Genomic DNA, 16,660 nt, shown 5'->3' on the forward strand with positions numbered 1-16,660 from the left:
CAATAACACGTTTACACCCAATGAATCAATAGCTCCATTGGGTGTATTTTTTGATTTTCACCAAGTTGTCAGAAAGAGTTGATCCTTTCTTGAACGTTTAGGGTAGAAGCCGTGTCTTTGATTGAATTAGGTAAAAATAAAGATATAATAATTTTGATTAATAGGCTTGGTTGGTACATTAAGTGCATCAATATCAGATTTTAATAGGCACCCAATGCTTCTTATTATCGGGGGCCTACAGGAGTAAACGCATTATAGGTGTGGCAAGATATCGTCATACCTAACTTTGTGAAATTTTTCGCAACTCTGCATTGAGCTTGGCCAAATCTGATATTGAATGTTTCTAAATTGAACAGAGTTTGAAAGGAGGCAACACAAAGAATGGCTATTGATACGGTTTTATGGAGCAGGCTAGTGACTGGTTTGACGCTCGGGTTCCACGTTATTTTTGCAACGCTTGGTGTCGGCGTACCTTTGATGATTGCTATTGCAGAGTTCATCGGCATTCGGAAGAAGGATCACCATTACATACTTATGGCAAAGAGGTGGTCCAGAGGGTTTGTCATTTCTGTGGCGGTTGGTGTTGTGACAGGTACAGCGATATCACTACAGTTGGCCCTGGTATGGCCGAATTTTATGAAGCTGGCCGGGAATGTCATTGCACTGCCACTATTTATGGAAGTATTCGCATTCTTTTTTGAAGCCATCTTCCTGGGAATTTACTTGTATACGTGGGATCGGTTCAAAAATCCGTATATCCACTGGTTGCTGACCATCCCAATTGTCGCCGGGGCAGGCATGTCTGCTGTTTTTATTACAACAGTGAACGGATTCATGAACCAGCCTGAAGGTTTTGTCATGGAAGCAGGTCAATTCATGGCAGTGAACCCCGTGCAAGCGATGCTGAATACGGCGACGTTCTCCAAAGTGTTCCATGTATTAAGCTCGGCTTATCTGACAGGAGCTGCCCTGTTAGCAGGAATAGCAGCCTTTGCGATGTTGAGAAAAGGAGTGTCCGCCTACCACAAAAAAGGCCTGAACCTCATGATGGCCGTTGTGCTGGTATTCAGTTTATTAAATTCCTTAGCTGGAGATGTATCTGCCAAGTTTTTGGCTGAGCATCAGCCGGAGAAGCTCGCAGCTGCCGAGTGGCATTTCGAGACGGAAAGCGGAGCGGATTTGATTTTTTTGGGATGGCTGAATGCTGAACATGAAATTATAGGCGCACTACATTTGCCGAAGGTGCTCAGTTTCCTTGCCTTTGGAGACTTTAACGCCGAGGTAACCGGGCTGAACGAATTTCCACCAGATGAACACCCGCCCTTACTTGTGCATTATTTGTTTGATCTAATGGCTGGAATCGGATTCGCTCTGCTTGCGATCTCATCTCTGTATTTCCTGTTTGTGTTTTGGAAGAAACGTAATCAGTTTAACAAGTGGATGCTTCGTATGGTTGCACTCAGTGCACCGCTCGCTTTTCTGGCCGTTGAGATGGGCTGGTTCTATGCAGAGATCGGGCGGCAGCCATGGATCATCCGAGGTTATATGCGAGTGGAAGAGGCCACTACTTCTTCACCGAGTGTAAGAATTTTATTTTTCGTGTTCTTGCTTCTATACATCGTGCTCGGCGTCATCTGTGTTCTCGTATTGAGACGTCTGTTCAATAATAATCCTGCTGAGCTTGAGATGGAGAAATGGTTGAAAGAGAAGCATGAACAATCAGCCAAGAAAGGGGATCAGGCCTGATGAGTTATGAATTGATTGGTATATCTGTACTCTGGCTGTTCTTATACGGCTATCTGATTGTAGCTTCCATTGATTTTGGAGCAGGTTTTTTCGCCTTTTATGCACGCCTGACAAAGCAGGATCACCTGATTAATCGTCTGATCTCCCGTTATCTATCACCGGTTTGGGAGATCACCAATGTATTTTTTGTCTTTTTCTATATTGGCATCGTTGGATTTTTTCCGGATACCGCTTACTATTATGGCTCTGCGCTGCTTGTTCCGGGAAGTATTGCCGTCATTTTACTTGCTATTCGTGGTTCATTCTACGCCTTTGAGAACTATGGATCCAAAAATAACATCGTATATCTGTTTTTATACGGGGCTACCGGGTTGCTTATTCCAGCGTCATTGTCTGTGGCACTAACATTGTCTGAAGGTGGCTTTATTTTGAAGCAGGCAGATACCGTTTCCCTAGATTACTGGGCGTTATTTACCAATCCGTTATCATGGAGCATCGTTGGACTGGCAATTGTATCCGTATTGTTCATTAGCGGGTCATTTCTCACATTTTACGCTTCTCGGGCAGAGGATCATTCGGCATTGAAACTGATGCGGAACTATGCTTTGTTCTGGAGCACACCGACCATTATTCTCGCGCTGACTGCATTTATATATTTGGGTCAACACAATGAGCGTCATTTTCAAAACATGATGGATTTATGGTGGCTACTGGCGCTTTCCGTTGCGTTTTTCATGATCGCCATGTGGCTGTTATATAACGGACGCCGTTACGGTTTAGCTTTTATATGTATCATGCTGCAATTTTTCACAGCCTTTTTCGCTTACGGGATTGGGCAATATCCTTACATTCTTGATCCATACATCACGATTCAGAGCAGCGCCACATCACCTGCAATGGGCTTTGCACTCGTCGTAGTGTTTATCGGTGGTCTGTGTCTGTTAATTCCTTCTCTGATTCTGGTCTTCAAACTGTTCCTATTTGATGCGGATTATGTGAAAGGGAAAAAATAAAGGAGGAGCGTTCAATGAAGAGGAGAGCCAAATCCAATCTGATCTCGCAGCAAATGTCTTTACAACGAAAAAACAGACTTCTCCTTGCGATCATTTCGCTAGCCCTTGGTGTAGCTATTATAAGCCAGGCCACCTTGGTGGCTGAAGCAGTCCAGCGAATCTTTGTTGAGAAAGCTTCCTTTTCATCAGTGATCCTGTTGCTTGGCCTATTACTGGTTGTTATGGCTGTACGCTCACTGTTGTCGTATGGTAATGGGAAAGTGGGCTTGCATATGGCAGCCCGTGCCAAGACGAATATGCGAGCATCTGTGTTGCAAAATCTGACCCGCGCTTCCATGCCTTCAACCCTTCGTGGGCAGACGGGAGGAAAGGTCAGCGTTGCTTTGGATGCTGTGGATGAGGCTGACAGTTATTTCAGTCAATATATGCCTCGAATGATGGAAGCTGCGATGATCCCGATTCTGATTCTGGTTGTTACGTTTACGCAGCACGCCAACACAGGCTGGATTATGCTGTTTACGGCACCGTTTATCCCGCTGTTCATGATCCTGGTTGGGCTCCAGACAAAGAACAAATCAGAAGAGAAATACGCGCAACTTGCCGAGTTTTCCGGTACATTCCTGGATTCGCTTCAAGGGCTGGTTACGTTAAAAATATTCGGACGGGCTAAACGTCAGCAACAGGAGATTGAACGCAGCAGTCTGGGGTATCGTGATGCCACCATGGGCATTTTGAAGATTGCATTTACAAATACGTTTATGCTGGAATCGATCGTGATGTTAAGCATTGGTATCGTCGCGCTTGAACTGGCTATCCAGTTACTCGTGTTCAAATCGATGAGCTTCCATACAGCCTTTCTTGTGTTGTTACTCGTCCCTGAGTTTTACAGTCTGTTGAAGAATACGGGAACTGCTTTTCACAGCGGTCGAACCAGTATGGGGGCGATTCGCAAGGTGGAACAAATGCTTGAGGAAACAAGTATCAAGAGCATGCCAAGCGAGCATGAGAATGTTGAGAAGGCCACACATACCAGTGATACTAATGATCAGATCGTGCAGCAGACTGGGGTACACGCCCCTCTCGCCGAGTTGATATCAATGCCACCAACCATTGAACTGAATGATGTCCGATTCCAGTACACACCTGATTCCTTTGGACTTGAGACAGGACAGATCTCGATTGGACCAGGAGAACAGATCGCGATTGTAGGCAAAAGTGGATCAGGTAAAACCACGCTGCTTCATCTCATTGCCGGTTTGCTGAAACCAGATTCGGGAGCGGTTCTGGTTAACGGAAGCCAGCTTTCGCAACATGATGAGGCTGCATGGTTTGAACGTGTTAGCTATATTACACAGCATCCGTATATTTTTGCAGGTACATTTGCCGAAAATATCGCGATTGGCGCGGGTCGGAACGTCTCCAGAGCTGAAATTGAGCAGGCGGCAGAGGAAGCAGGGCTTGCTGGCGTTGTTGCTCAATTGGAGCAGGGCTTGGATACGTTTGTTGGTGAAGGTGGCCGGGGGCTGTCTGGCGGGGAAAAGCAAAGACTTGCTTTGGCACGTGCTTTTCTGAAGCGACCAGCTGTTATTTTATTCGACGAACCCACCGTTGGACTGGATCTGCACACCGAGCGGGTACTGCAACGATCCATTGCAGCGTTGGGTAAAACGGCGACGATGATTACGGTAGCTCACCGATTATACACAATTCAACATGCGGACAACATTTTGTTCATGGAGGATGGGGTATTGGTGGATTCGGGAAATCATGAAGCGCTTCTGGCGCGCCTGCCTCAGTATACGGAGATGGTGGATTTTCAACGGAAAGGAGGAATAGCATGAATGAGCTGACGATTCTGTCAAAGGCGATGATTCAGGAGCGCAATGATATTTTGCTTTCGATATTGGGCGGATTTATCGCCGGCATAGCAGGGGTAGCTCTCTTTTCCGCGAGCGGCTACATGATATCGCAAACGGTATTTGCGCCACCGCTGTATACCTTAATTGTACTCACTTCCATGGTCAAACTGCTCGGTTTCCTTCGAGCGGCAAGTCGTTACGGAGAACGCTTGTATTCCCACAGGGCGACATTCTCCATGCTGAGCCGCTTGCGGACGTCCTTTTTTGCCAAACTGATCCCGGTAACGCCAGGTATATTGAACAAAAACCGAAGCGGGGATCTGCTTGCACGGATTGTAGGTGATGTGGAAAGCTTGCAAAATTACTTTTTGCGGGTCGCGTATCCACCCATCATGGTTGTTATGGTATTTTTGGCTACCATGCTGTTCACTTCAGCCTTTTCAATCTGGATTGCGTGTTTGTTAGTACTAGGCATGCTGATCACGGCATTTGTTGTACCGGGTATTGTCTTGTTGGGTCAGCGAAAAATACATGGACGTGTTCGTCAGCAACGGGCTGTACTCTCCACGGAAGTAACCGAAGTGTTGTATGGTTTCAGGGATTTGAAAGTGTACGGCCAATTGGAACAGCGTGAGCAACAGCTTCAGCAGGCTTCCGCTGCATTGGCAACGGAACAGAAACAAGCCGCTTCGCACCTGTTGCGCGGGCAATCCATGCACGTTTTTGTGACGTATCTTGTTACATGGGGTGTGTTAGCACTCAGTGCCTTCTTAATTGTGAATGGAGCGTTTGCCGGTGTATTCCTCGCCATGCTGATCCTGGCCACGCAGACCGTATTCGAAGAAGCTGCCGCAATGGCTATATTACCTCTATATAAGCAGGATAGTGAACATGCTGCTCAGCGACTGGCGGAAACAGTGCCGACCTCTGATGTGCAACCTGTTCAGCCAAGCGGTGAAGTTTCAGCCGATCAGGCGGTTTCGATTGAACTATCCAGTGTTAACTTCCAATATGAAGGGGAATGGAGACCGGCGCTGAGGGAGCTATCCCTACAACTTGCAGCAGGCTCCAAAACAGCGATTGTTGGGCCGAGCGGGTCAGGAAAGTCAACGATTATCGATCTGTTACTCAAGCTGCGTGCACCAACGTCTGGCGACATACGATTAAACGATGTTCCGGTGAAGGAACTGAATGAAGAGAGCATTTGGCAAAGGGCGAATGTTGTGTTGCAGCAAAGTCATTTCTTCAGGGGAACCATCCGGGACAACCTGTTGCTGAATGGAGAAGGACATTCAGATGAACAATTGTCGGCTGTGCTGGATAAAGTCCAACTGCCGAATAAGTTGTTGAGTGATTTGGTGTATGAAAAAGGGGAGAACCTGTCGGATGGCGAGAGACAGCGGCTGGCTCTGGCACGAGCCATGCTGCGCAAAGGACGATTATGGCTTCTGGACGAACCAACTTCTTCGCTGGATTACGTCACAGAGCAACGTGTGCTCCAGCATCTTCTTGCACAAGCTGCCGAAGATACACTTCTCCTGATCTGTCATCGGCTGACGGGATTGGAAGAGATGGATCGGATTGTGGTCATGGACCAAGGCAAGATTGTGGAATCGGGTTCTTTCTCCGAGCTGATGGAGCAAAAAGGCTATTTTTATGAAATGAAACAAATTGAACGACAAATGATTGGAGACGTCGGGGCGTGAAAAGAATTTCAGTCTACTCAAGGTGTCGTTAGTACTTCATAAAAGACTAAAGAACGTTACTGATGTTATCATCAATTAGTCGTTCTTTAGTCTTTTTGTCTTTCTATTGAGAAGACTCGTTAAGCAGCAATGTTAATTTAGCATCACATAACAGCAGATGATTCAGCCGTTTTATTTTTCTTTGCAAGCGGCTTTTTCCGTAGTGTCCTATCATACAGATATGGTTTTCCGTGATATTCCCGTGCATGCTTTTGTTTCTGCTTTTTATGTATATCAACCTTGATCTCCAGATTGGCAACGTTATTCTGGAATTCAGAAGCAACTCGTTTGCACCATTTCAATCCACTTTCTTCAGATGCACTGAAATGCACGCGTAATAGATATCCGTTCACTGTTAATTCAAACTTGTATAAATTCATGATATGTATCCTTTCCAGGCTGGCATGTTATGCTACACCAAATACGATAATCTCATTATAACAGGAACATACGTTCTGTAGAAGTGTAATTTATGATACCCGCAATGTAATAAGGTTCGCTAGACATCTTTGCAAGAGTTCGTTTAATGGTAAAATATCTAAAAATGGTTCATGTTGGGGGATATCATGTATAAACTGATGATCGTAGATGATGAATTGCTCATGCGGGTTGGAATTCGTTCCATGCTGAATTGGGAAGAGTACAATTTCTATGTTGTTGGAGAGGCGGGAAATGGAAAAGAGGCCTTAAGCCTTGCGCTTGAAGTGATGCCTGATCTAATTATTACAGATATTAAGATGCCAATTATGGATGGGCTACAGCTTATACAAGAGGCCTCCTGCGTACTGAAAACCTGTAAGTATGTCATCCTGAGTAATTTTGACGAATTTCATTATGTGAAAGAGGCGCTAAAACTTGGTGCTTCAGATTACTTGATTAAAAGTGAGATCACCGAATCCTCCCTTATTGACCTACTGAGCACGGTTGGACAGAAACTGCAAAGTGAACATGTTCACCCAACCAATACACCCTCTATGACACAGGACTATTCCAAGAGCCTAAGATATCTAAAGGATAGTTTCTTCCAAGATATTGTAAGCGGATTCATTAGTGAGGAGGATATCATCACCAAAGCGGAAGAACTACATTTTCGTATACGTTCGGACCAGTTGGTTGTCATGAAGTTCATCGTGAACTATTACGAGGATGCAAAGCGGAAATATGTAGAGAAAGGGGAAAAGCTGCTCCGATTTTCGATTCTTAATATTATGGAAGAGATCATTCCTTCGAAATGGGAGAAGGAGATTTTTGTTGAAAGTTCCTCAGAATATTGGGTGATCGTCAATGTACTTCCTGAGAGCCAATCTGTACACGCCGACTTGAATAAACTATGTAATAAATTGCTGTCTTCAATCAAGGATTTTATGAATCTATCGCTCACGGCTGGGGTAAGTAGAATGACTTCCGGTTTCCTTCACATCAGGAAGGCCTGCCAAGAGGCAGAAACGGCTCTACGACAGGGTTTCTTCACAGGAAGCAACCAGGTGTTGTATTACGATGATATGGTTCAATCCCCAGATCGACATGAAGTTAAGGGGGCTTTAAGCCCGCAACAAGAACGAGATTTGTTGAAGTTGTGGGTAAGCAAAGACAACCAAAAGGCGGAAGAGTTCCTGGAAGGAATCCGATCCAATCTGGAACAGCTGCGAGCAGATGAGAATAGCATTCGCAAGCAATATATCATGGTAATGGAAACGATACATTCCCATCTATCCCGCGCTTCGGAAAGAGGTGCCCCTTCTTTAACAGAAAAGTCGCCCTATGAAATCGTTCTCAAGGGGGAGTATTGGGAGGATATCCACCAAGATATGCTTGCTCATATTGCGTATTACTTCCAAACTGATTCCCAAATTAAACAGGAAAGCACTTACACCGATCTCGCTACTGAATTGATCGACAAGTATTATGCGGAAGATATCTCATTGCAAAGTATCGCTAGCCAAATCAGTGTGAATCCGTCGTATCTCAGCCGCGTGTTCAAACAGGAACGAGGAGAGAACTTTATCACGTACTTGACCCGAGTTCGAATTGAACATGCGAAGGCGTATCTATTGAGCAGAGGAATGAGAGTGTATGAAATCGCAGAAAAGGTGGGCTACCATAATTACACGTACTTCAGTAAGATTTTCAAAAAATCGGTAGGTGTCACTCCTGAGGAATATCGAGAATTACAGCAGGGATGAATGTAATCGGTGAATAGAGGTGCAGCATATGAAGCATGTTCGGCCCTTCCGAATCAAGTACAAAATTATGGTGATCTGTATGACGGTCATTATCCTTCCGGTATTGGTGATGACAATCAATTCGTATTACTCCTCAGAGCGGTTGTTGGCACAGAACTATACAACGTTGCTAAACGATCTGGCCAAACAGACGAATATTCGCATTGACGAGTTCCTCAAGGAGATTGAGAAAATTTCGCTGCTCGCCAGCAATGGCCTTAGTGACAATCTGTCTGCGACTCATGAAGGGAGTTTTCCGATCCAGGATTTCCTGCGAGAGGGTGATGAACAACATGAGATTGCCGCATACAATATTCTGATGAATTATATCATGATGAAAGATCGCGTATTCTCCATCTACCTCTACAATATGAACGGGGGGCAAGACCTTTTTGTCAGTCCACATCAACCCATTGATCCAAACTTCAAAGTAGCAAACGAACTGTGGTTTAAAAAGTTCATGCATGATAAGGATCGAACCATTACCCTCACAACACGAATTGACGAGCAATTGGAGAATAAAATACTGGCAGTGTCACACGCTCGCAAAATTCATGATGTGACTAGTGGGAAACTGCTTGGCGTTATCGTTGTCAGCATTGATATCAAATTCATTGAAATCGTCAACCGCAACTTGCAGGAAGGGCTGCGCTCCAGATTCATGATCGTTGATGAGGATGACAAGATCGTATATAACGTGAACGAACGATTAATCGGGACACTGTTCCGGGACAACGTTCGTCCGCCTGAATCACTAAATGTCGTGGTGACCAGTCCCCTTAGTCAGCAAAAATGGACAACTTACTTATATATGCCTTTGGATGAACTGACTGCTGATGGCAAAATATTGGGCCGTAATCTGGTGACACTTGCCATAGTCATTGTTCTTTTTGCTGCCGTCATATCCATATTTTTATCTCACGTGATCACAACTCCCATTAAAAAACTGCTACGGAATATAGCTCTAGTCGAGAAAGGTCAGTTTGAACAAGTTGTACCCATTGTCTCCAGAGATGAGATTGGCCATTTATCCATTCGATTCAACAGAATGTCACACGAATTGAAACGGTTGGTCGAACGGATGCAGCAGGAAGAAATAGAGAAAGCCAAGGCCGAGATGCGTGCGCTCCATGACCAGATCAAGCCTCATTTTCTGTATAACACCCTTGGGTCGGTGAAATGGATTGCCTCGATGCAGCAGGCTGATAAAATCGTGGAAATGACGGATGCACTAATCTCGATGCTCCGCTATGCAACAAAATCTGATGGAACTCTCGTAACCATTCGTGAAGAACTCGATAATATAACGAATTACGTAACGATTCAGAATGTCAGGTACTATGGTTGTATTCAGATGAGATATGAGGTTGAGGATAGACTGCTGAATTATCGCATGCCCAAAATGATCCTGCAGCCGATTGTGGAGAATGCGATTTTCCATGGTCTAGCCGAATTGGAAGAAGACGGAATCATCACTATTCGGATTCAATCACAGCTGGATGAAGTTGTGATCGAGGTCTGCGATAATGGCGTTGGGATGGATCATCAAACGATGCAGAATCTATTGGAAGAGAAGTCCGGTGCACGTACGGGAACGAATGGAATTGGATTGCATAATGTGCAGCGGCGAATTCAGCTTCATTTTGGGAAACCCTACGGAATACAGGTGGAGAGTAAAATAGGTGAAGGTACCATTTTCTCCATTCTGCTGCCTGCCATTTCAGAGTTTAGATAGAACCAAAGGGCTTGCAGTATGAACTGCAAGCCCTTTGGTTTACCCCTTGACGCTTCCTAACACCAAACCTTTGGTGAAATATTTCTGTAGGAACGGATACACAAGCAAAATCGGAATGGCACCCAGGAACATCTGAGCGGCACGCCCCGTTCTGGCGTTCATCATGGACAACAGCTGTGTATAATCTGACCCCGATTTCAGCATGATTTGCTCAAAACTTTGCAGAAGGGTCTGCAAGTAACTTTGTAATGGATAATTGGCTGGATTGTTCATATAGATAATGCCATCGAACCACGAATTCCAGTGGGCAACGATACTGAACAAACCAACCGTAGCGAGAGCGGGCTTGAGAAGTGGGAGTAGAATACGAAGCAATACCTGTACAGGCCCAGCACCATCGATAATGGCTGATTCTTCAATCTCCTCGGGCAGCCCCCGAATGAAATTCATGAGGATAATCATACTGAATACGGGGAGGGCCCCAGGCAGGATCAGAGACCATATGGAATCGATCAGTCCCATTTTGACGACCACGAGATAGGTTGGAATTAGACCTCCACTGAATAACATGGTTATTATGAAAAATCCCATATAGATATTACGCCCCATCAATTTTTGTTTGGATTTGGAGAGGGGATAAGCGGTGAGTACGATCAGAACCAGATTCACCACCGTTCCGATAACGGTTCGTTGAATGGCTACCCAGAGAGAGGAGAAAAATGATCCTCCCGTTAATGCAAATTCATAGGCTTTTGTCGTAAATTCCACAGGCCAGAACGTAACACTCCCCGCAGATACAGCCGCGCTGCTGCTGAATGAAACAGCCAGCAGGTTGATAAACGGCAGGATACATAGGAGAGAGATTAGAAGCAATATGGTGTAGTTTATAATAAGAAATACACGTCTGCTCATACTTTTATCATAGATCATAAAGTGAGTTCCTCCTTCTTAGAAGATACGATAACCAGCCACTCTGTAAGCCAGGATGTACGACACAGCAACGAGAACACTGGAAATGATCGATTTGAATAACCCGACAGCGGTACCAATCGAATACTGTGCCTGTTGGATTCCCAACCGATATACATAGGTGTCAATAATATCACCGGTCTGATAGACAACAGGGGAGTAGAGATTATAGATCTGGTCAAAGCCAGCATTAAGTACGTTTCCAAGTGACAGTACAGTCATTAAAACAATGGTTGGCATGAGAAGAGGCAACGTAATGTAGATGGTTTGCTTCCACCGTTTCGCTCCGTCGATCACCGCGGCTTCGTAAAGTCCCGGATCAATACTGGTCAGAGCTGCCAAATAAACAACCGTTCCAAACCCGAAACCTTTCCATATGTCACTCACAATCATCGTCCAAGGAAAAATAGAGGGTGTGCCAAGAAAGGAGATCGGTGCAATACCAAATACACTTAGAAATGTATTGATAATGCCGTCAGAGCTAAGGATATCCAGCATGATGCCGGCCATAATGACCCAAGAGAGGAAGTTCGGAATGTAGACAAGGGTTTGAAATGTACGTTTGATTCCACTGTGTAGTACCTCGTTAAGCAATAATGCAAAAATTACGGGCACGATTATACCACCGATAATCTTAAATACAGACATGTACAATGTATTCCAGATCGTTCTTACGAAGTTCGGCTGATTAAATATGTGGGTAAAATTATCCCATCCTACCCATGGCGAGTTGAATCCGAGGCCCGGATTGTACTTCTGAAACGCAATAATAAGTCCGTAGAAAGGGATGTAACAAAAGATGAAGACCAAGACCAGGCTTGGAATCAACATGAGATGGTAAGGACTCTGCTGCTTCCATTTTCTCAACATTCATATTCCTCCGTTCCTTGTACGCCAAATGTAATCGCTATCAAATAAAGGGGAGAGATGACCCTCATCCCCTCTTAGTGACTAACGAGATTATTTCTTCCCGTAGGCTTCATTAACTGCCTGAGTTGCGTCATCGCCCCCGGCTGCACGCCAATTCTGGACAATAACATCGAAATAATCAATACTTTCGCTACCCATAATGATCTTGGTGAAACCTTCGGTCAGGATATCATCCAAGGTTGTGCCGTAGCTTGAAAGTATTTCTGGCGTTACACCCCACAAGGCCGTCTTTGTGTAGTTCTCGCTGTCCAGTACTTTCTTGGCAAGACCATACGCATTCTTTGGAGCCCCTTGTTGCAAATAATCACCAACTGCTCCTGGGGTTGCATTCTCTATGAATTCCACACTGTTATTATATTTTTGCCACATACCCGAAGTCGTGAGTCCACTGGTATCCTCGGATTGAAGGGCAGCGGAGACCGCCTCAAATTGCTCGTAATCGGAATTTGGATTAAGTACACGGAACGCTCCAACCACATGGGCAATATCATTATCCAGCAAGGCGGATAACGTTTCTGTGGATTCCTTGCCATTGCCTTCATCCACAATATAAGCATAGTCATTCAAAATTTTGATCACTTCTTCAGGGCTCTTAAATCCTTTTTTCATGACGATATAATTGTTGTTGGCGAAAAAGATGGATTGTTTGGCTTCTTTCCCATCAACGGTAGGGATGATATAAGGGTAGAAGATAGCGTCCTTACCCAGATTGGATACTGTATCGACACCCGGATTATAACCCCACCACTGGTAATAAGGTTGCATGCCCACTTTGCCGGCTACAATGTCCGCGTTCATCGCATTAAAGTCTTTGATTGCAAATTCCGGATCAATGATGCCTCGCTTGTACCATTCTGACCACTCAGCCAGCGCATTTTTCATCTCAGGCTGCACGGAGCCGTAGACTAGTTTTCCACTGTTATCCTCCATCCACATATCCGGATGTGCATTCCATGCAATAGCAAGCAGGTTGAGGTAATCCAATGATTGGTCTACCGCAATACCATAACCACCGTGCTTTTCCATGAATTTGAGTGCGATATTTTTGATGTCTTCCACAGACTTCGGATCCTGGACTCCCAATTCTTCTTTCCAGTCGTTCCGGATCCACATGAAGTCTGGTTGTTCTATTAATCCCCAATGCATCTGTGGTATCCCGTACAGCTTACCGTCTTTTTTTCCAGATTCGTAACTGTCCGCATCTGCTTCCATGTAACCTTTGAGACGATCTGAAGCGTGTTGATCAAAGACCTCGGAAAGGTCCATGACCATATCTGCTTCGACTAACTGTCTCAGTTGTGATGGATTAACTCTGAATACGTCAGGAAGATCGTTCGATGCGATAGCCAAATTAAGTTTTGTATCGTACTCATCGCTGACCCAGTCTGTTTTGACATCGATATTAAACTTCTCTTTGTAGCGCTTAATCCAAACATTGTTGGTGATATCGTCGCCCTTTGGATATTTTGCAGAGGAGTATTCTGATGTTACGGTATGAATGGTTGTCGTTCCAGCCTCGTTGGAATCCGTGTCCGTCGTTGAACCTTTATCAGCACCGTTTCCATTGCTACAGGCTGCGAGTAATAAGGTTGACATGCACACAGACAAGACTAGAGCTTTCGTTTTCTTGTTCATTTCTTTTCCCCCTTATCAGTCGTATTTCAATAGCGCTTTCTTGAAAATATTCTAAACGAGAAAGGGGGAATGTGATATAAAGGTTATTGACGAGAACCCGTATCTTTTTTTACTTTTGAGTTGTAGCGGAGAAAAGATAAATGAGCTTTGTGCACTTTTTTTACTTTGTACTCCTTCTTTTTTTACTCATGTCTCCAAAAATTGCTTTAGATGATGATCGATAACGATTGAATCCTCTTTGTTTGCTCCGATTCCAAAGCAGTGTCCCCACTTGGACTGTATAGGTTGATACACCGCGTTTGGCATATGTTGAACATCATACGCACTGTCTTCTGGTGTGAAGAACAAGTCACTTGATCCTGGCATAACGAGTGCAGGAGAGGTGATCTTGCTTAACGCCTGTTCGAAGTTGCCGTCATCTACGGGATTATCGCTAATGTCTCCATAGATTCCTGTACGCAGCATGGTAATCAAGTCGTTAGCATCGAAGGGAAGAAATACCTGATCCCAGTAATCTTCTACATAAGATTGCAAGGAGTCGTAACCCTCAGATTGATACAATTTCTCCAAATAGTACGCCTGCGAGAACCCCCATGGAGCATAAGCTCTTCCCATCGCTGCGAGACCGGCAACCGGAGGGCATTCATATCTACCATTTTTATAAACTGAATCTGCCTGTAGCGCCGCGATCATTGCTCCGAATACCAACTGTGTATGGGGTCTGCTCTTTGCCGTTCCGCCAAAGGGGGCAATACGCTCGACCATCTCAGGATAACTGGTTCCCCATTGATATACCTGCATGGCTCCCAGAGACCAGCCCACAACAAGTTTGATTTTGGAGATACCGAATTTTTGAGTGATGAGTTGATGTTGGGCACGCACATTGTCATACATGGAGATGTGAGGGAAGTTGTCCTTATCATATGGGGCAGGGGTATTACTTGGAGAGGACGATAATCCGTTACCCAACATATTGGGCACCACGATAAAATAACGACTGGGGTCCAGTGCTTTGTCTGTTCCAATTAACCATTCATTATCTGTGTGAATTCCAGCAAACCATGTTGGGACAACAATAACATTGTCCTTTGCTGCATTTAAGTTTCCATAGGTCTTGTAAGCTATAAAGGCTTGAGGGAGCTGTTGTCCCGAATGAAGTAATGTATCTCCAAGGTTATATGTTTCGTAATCGTTCATAGATGGATTCTCCTTATCAAATAGTAATAACTTGATTTCACTCTACAATACGTCTATTATCATTTCAACGAAACGTTATCGAACGTATCATTCATTTATTTTGAACAGAGGAGGTGCCTGAATCATGGAAATACGGCAGCTAAAAACATTTTGGACACTTGCATCGACCTGCAGCTTTAGTCAAACTGCTGAATTATTGAGCTATGTACCGTCTACCATAACCATGCAAATCAAATCGCTGGAAGAAGAGCTCGGTGTGAAATTGCTGGATCGACTAGGAAAAAAGGTCGTGTTAACGGATGCTGGCCAACAGTTTCTTCCATACGCCACTAAAATATTAAACGATGTAGAGGAAGCGAAGTGCATATCCAGTCAGCACGGAGAATTGGCGGGAACGGTTGTGATCGGAGCAGACGAAGTGCTGTGTGCATATCTTCTTCCAGCCTTGTTCAAACGCTTCCGAGCGGACTATCCTGGTGTGCGGTTATTGTTCCGCCCCTTGTCTGGGCAAGAGCTTAAATCGAGTCTGAGAGAAGGGCATGCCGATGTCGTTTTTGTATTGGATGAGCCTATGAATTCCAAAGACCTTCATTCAGAGTTTTTAAAGGATGAGACCTTTCAAATGGTGGTTTCTCCCGATCATCTGTTAGCATCGCGTTCCGCGTTAGTTGCTGATGACTTCCACAAACAGCATTTTTTACTGACCGAAAAGAACTGTTCGTATCGCACTCATTTTGACCAATCCATAACGAAGAAAGGTGTGGATGCTCTGACAGAGCTGGAGTTTCATAGTGTAGAAGCCATTAAACAATGTGTTGTGGCTGGTCTAGGGATCGCTTTATTACCTGAAATGGCTTTGAAGAAAGAGTTGAGCGAAGGGGAAGTGGTTGCACTGCCGTGGGATTTATCAGATGTATCCTTTTCTGCGCAAATGCTCTGGCATCGGGAAAAATGGATCTCTCCGTCTATGGCTGCTTTCATGGATGTCGCCAAGAGTGAGTTGATTTGATTGTTCAGAATTTGTTTAGATGTATGTGTTAAAATATTCTTCATGGAGATCGTGATGTTAAATGGAATCAACCTTCAACAACATGATACAGATATATATATGGGGGATTAGCAATGGAGAGAAAGATTAGAAATTCTGCAAAAGCATTGATCATTAAAGACGGGAGAATGCTTGCAATGAAGCAGGATGATAATGATGAAGTCATCTACATCCTGCCTGGTGGGAGCCAGAATGCAGGTGAAACCCTGACGGATGCTGTGAAGCGTGAAGTTGCGGAAGAAATCGGAATAGATGTAGAACCGTTATCACTGGAATTTGTCATTGAAGGGGTATACGGTGAAGCTCTTCATCGTGTAGATTTTGTTTTTTTATGCGAGTACATAGGTTTGGTGGACAATGACAGTTCTATTCTGCCTAATGACGAAAACCAGGTGGAATATGTGTGGCTCGAAATTAAAAATATAAATGAACAACCTTTATTTCCTTCAAAATTACGAAAGCAGATCATTAGATTGGTTGAGGGAGAAAAAACGGTTATGTATTTAGGAAATGAGGAAGATGACGACCTGAATAGTTAGATGTGTACACGTCGTAAACAAG

13 protein-coding genes are annotated in these 16,660 nt (G+C 44.5%); 8 read left to right on the top strand and 5 right to left on the bottom strand.

The window, feature by feature from the left end; all coding sequences use genetic code 11:
- Window positions 1–381 precede the first annotated feature (381 nt).
- From MKY92_RS14965 to cydC, 4 genes are read left to right on the top strand one after another with little or no spacing between them, the layout of a single operon-like run.
- Window positions 382–1,746, top strand: a complete 1,365-nt coding sequence (locus MKY92_RS14965) for a cytochrome ubiquinol oxidase subunit I (protein ID WP_339301543.1) — start codon at window positions 382–384, stop codon at window positions 1,744–1,746.
- Window positions 1,746–2,759 carry a cytochrome d ubiquinol oxidase subunit II gene (locus MKY92_RS14970; protein ID WP_339301544.1) on the top strand — a complete coding sequence of 338 codons (1,014 nt, stop codon included), beginning with the start codon at window positions 1,746–1,748 and terminating at the stop codon, window positions 2,757–2,759. Before MKY92_RS14965 ends, MKY92_RS14970 begins: the two co-directional genes overlap by 1 nt.
- Window positions 2,760–2,773: 14 nt before the next feature.
- Window positions 2,774–4,600: a thiol reductant ABC exporter subunit CydD gene (cydD, locus tag MKY92_RS14975; RefSeq protein WP_339301546.1), complete on the top strand. Its 1,827-nt coding sequence runs from the start codon at window positions 2,774–2,776 to the stop codon at window positions 4,598–4,600.
- Complete coding sequence (gene cydC / locus MKY92_RS14980) at window positions 4,597–6,324, top strand: thiol reductant ABC exporter subunit CydC (RefSeq protein ID WP_339301548.1); 1,728 nt, start codon at window positions 4,597–4,599, stop codon at window positions 6,322–6,324. The genes cydD and cydC overlap by 4 nt, the downstream gene beginning before the upstream one ends.
- A 143-nt stretch (window positions 6,325–6,467) precedes the next feature.
- Here the strand turns inward: cydC and MKY92_RS14985 are convergent, their stop codons facing one another.
- A complete protein-coding gene (locus MKY92_RS14985) occupies window positions 6,468–6,743 on the bottom strand; it encodes a hypothetical protein (RefSeq protein ID WP_047842994.1) in 276 nt (91 codons plus the stop codon).
- 186 nt (window positions 6,744–6,929) lie between these two features.
- Between MKY92_RS14985 and MKY92_RS14990 the strand changes: the two genes are divergently transcribed.
- Together MKY92_RS14990 and MKY92_RS14995 are read left to right on the top strand one after the other, a co-directional pair.
- A complete protein-coding gene (locus MKY92_RS14990; protein WP_339301549.1) occupies window positions 6,930–8,546 on the top strand; it encodes a helix-turn-helix domain-containing protein in 1,617 nt (538 codons plus the stop codon).
- A 28-nt stretch (window positions 8,547–8,574) separates the two neighbouring features.
- Window positions 8,575–10,320: a sensor histidine kinase gene (locus tag MKY92_RS14995; protein ID WP_339301550.1), complete on the top strand. Its 1,746-nt coding sequence runs from the start codon at window positions 8,575–8,577 to the stop codon at window positions 10,318–10,320.
- A 39-nt stretch (window positions 10,321–10,359) separates the two neighbouring features.
- Here the strand turns inward: MKY92_RS14995 and MKY92_RS15000 are convergent, their stop codons facing one another.
- From MKY92_RS15000 to MKY92_RS15015, 4 genes are all read right to left on the bottom strand, one after another.
- A complete protein-coding gene (locus MKY92_RS15000; RefSeq protein WP_047842997.1) occupies window positions 10,360–11,250 on the bottom strand; it encodes a carbohydrate ABC transporter permease in 891 nt (296 codons plus the stop codon).
- Window positions 11,251–11,268: 18 nt separating this feature from the next.
- Window positions 11,269–12,159 carry an ABC transporter permease subunit gene (locus MKY92_RS15005; RefSeq protein WP_036615758.1) on the bottom strand — a complete coding sequence of 297 codons (891 nt, stop codon included), beginning with the start codon at window positions 12,157–12,159 and terminating at the stop codon, window positions 11,269–11,271.
- Window positions 12,160–12,249: 90 nt separating this feature from the next.
- Window positions 12,250–13,854, bottom strand: a complete 1,605-nt coding sequence (locus MKY92_RS15010; protein WP_339301552.1) for a hypothetical protein — start codon at window positions 13,852–13,854, stop codon at window positions 12,250–12,252.
- A gap of 186 nt (window positions 13,855–14,040) precedes the next feature.
- Complete coding sequence (locus MKY92_RS15015; protein WP_339301554.1) at window positions 14,041–15,051, bottom strand: alpha/beta fold hydrolase; 1,011 nt, start codon at window positions 15,049–15,051, stop codon at window positions 14,041–14,043.
- 124 nt (window positions 15,052–15,175) lie between these two features.
- Between MKY92_RS15015 and MKY92_RS15020 the strand changes: the two genes are divergently transcribed.
- Window positions 15,176–16,060, top strand: coding sequence for a LysR family transcriptional regulator (locus MKY92_RS15020; RefSeq protein ID WP_339301555.1), 885 nt, complete (start codon window positions 15,176–15,178; stop codon window positions 16,058–16,060).
- A 113-nt stretch (window positions 16,061–16,173) separates the two neighbouring features.
- Window positions 16,174–16,638, top strand: coding sequence for an NUDIX domain-containing protein (locus tag MKY92_RS15025; RefSeq protein WP_339301556.1), 465 nt, complete (start codon window positions 16,174–16,176; stop codon window positions 16,636–16,638).
- The last annotated feature ends 22 nt before the right edge of the window (window positions 16,639–16,660 follow it).

Source organism: Paenibacillus sp. FSL R5-0623 (assembly GCF_037974265.1).
Classification (GTDB): Bacteria; Bacillota; Bacilli; order Paenibacillales; family Paenibacillaceae; genus Paenibacillus.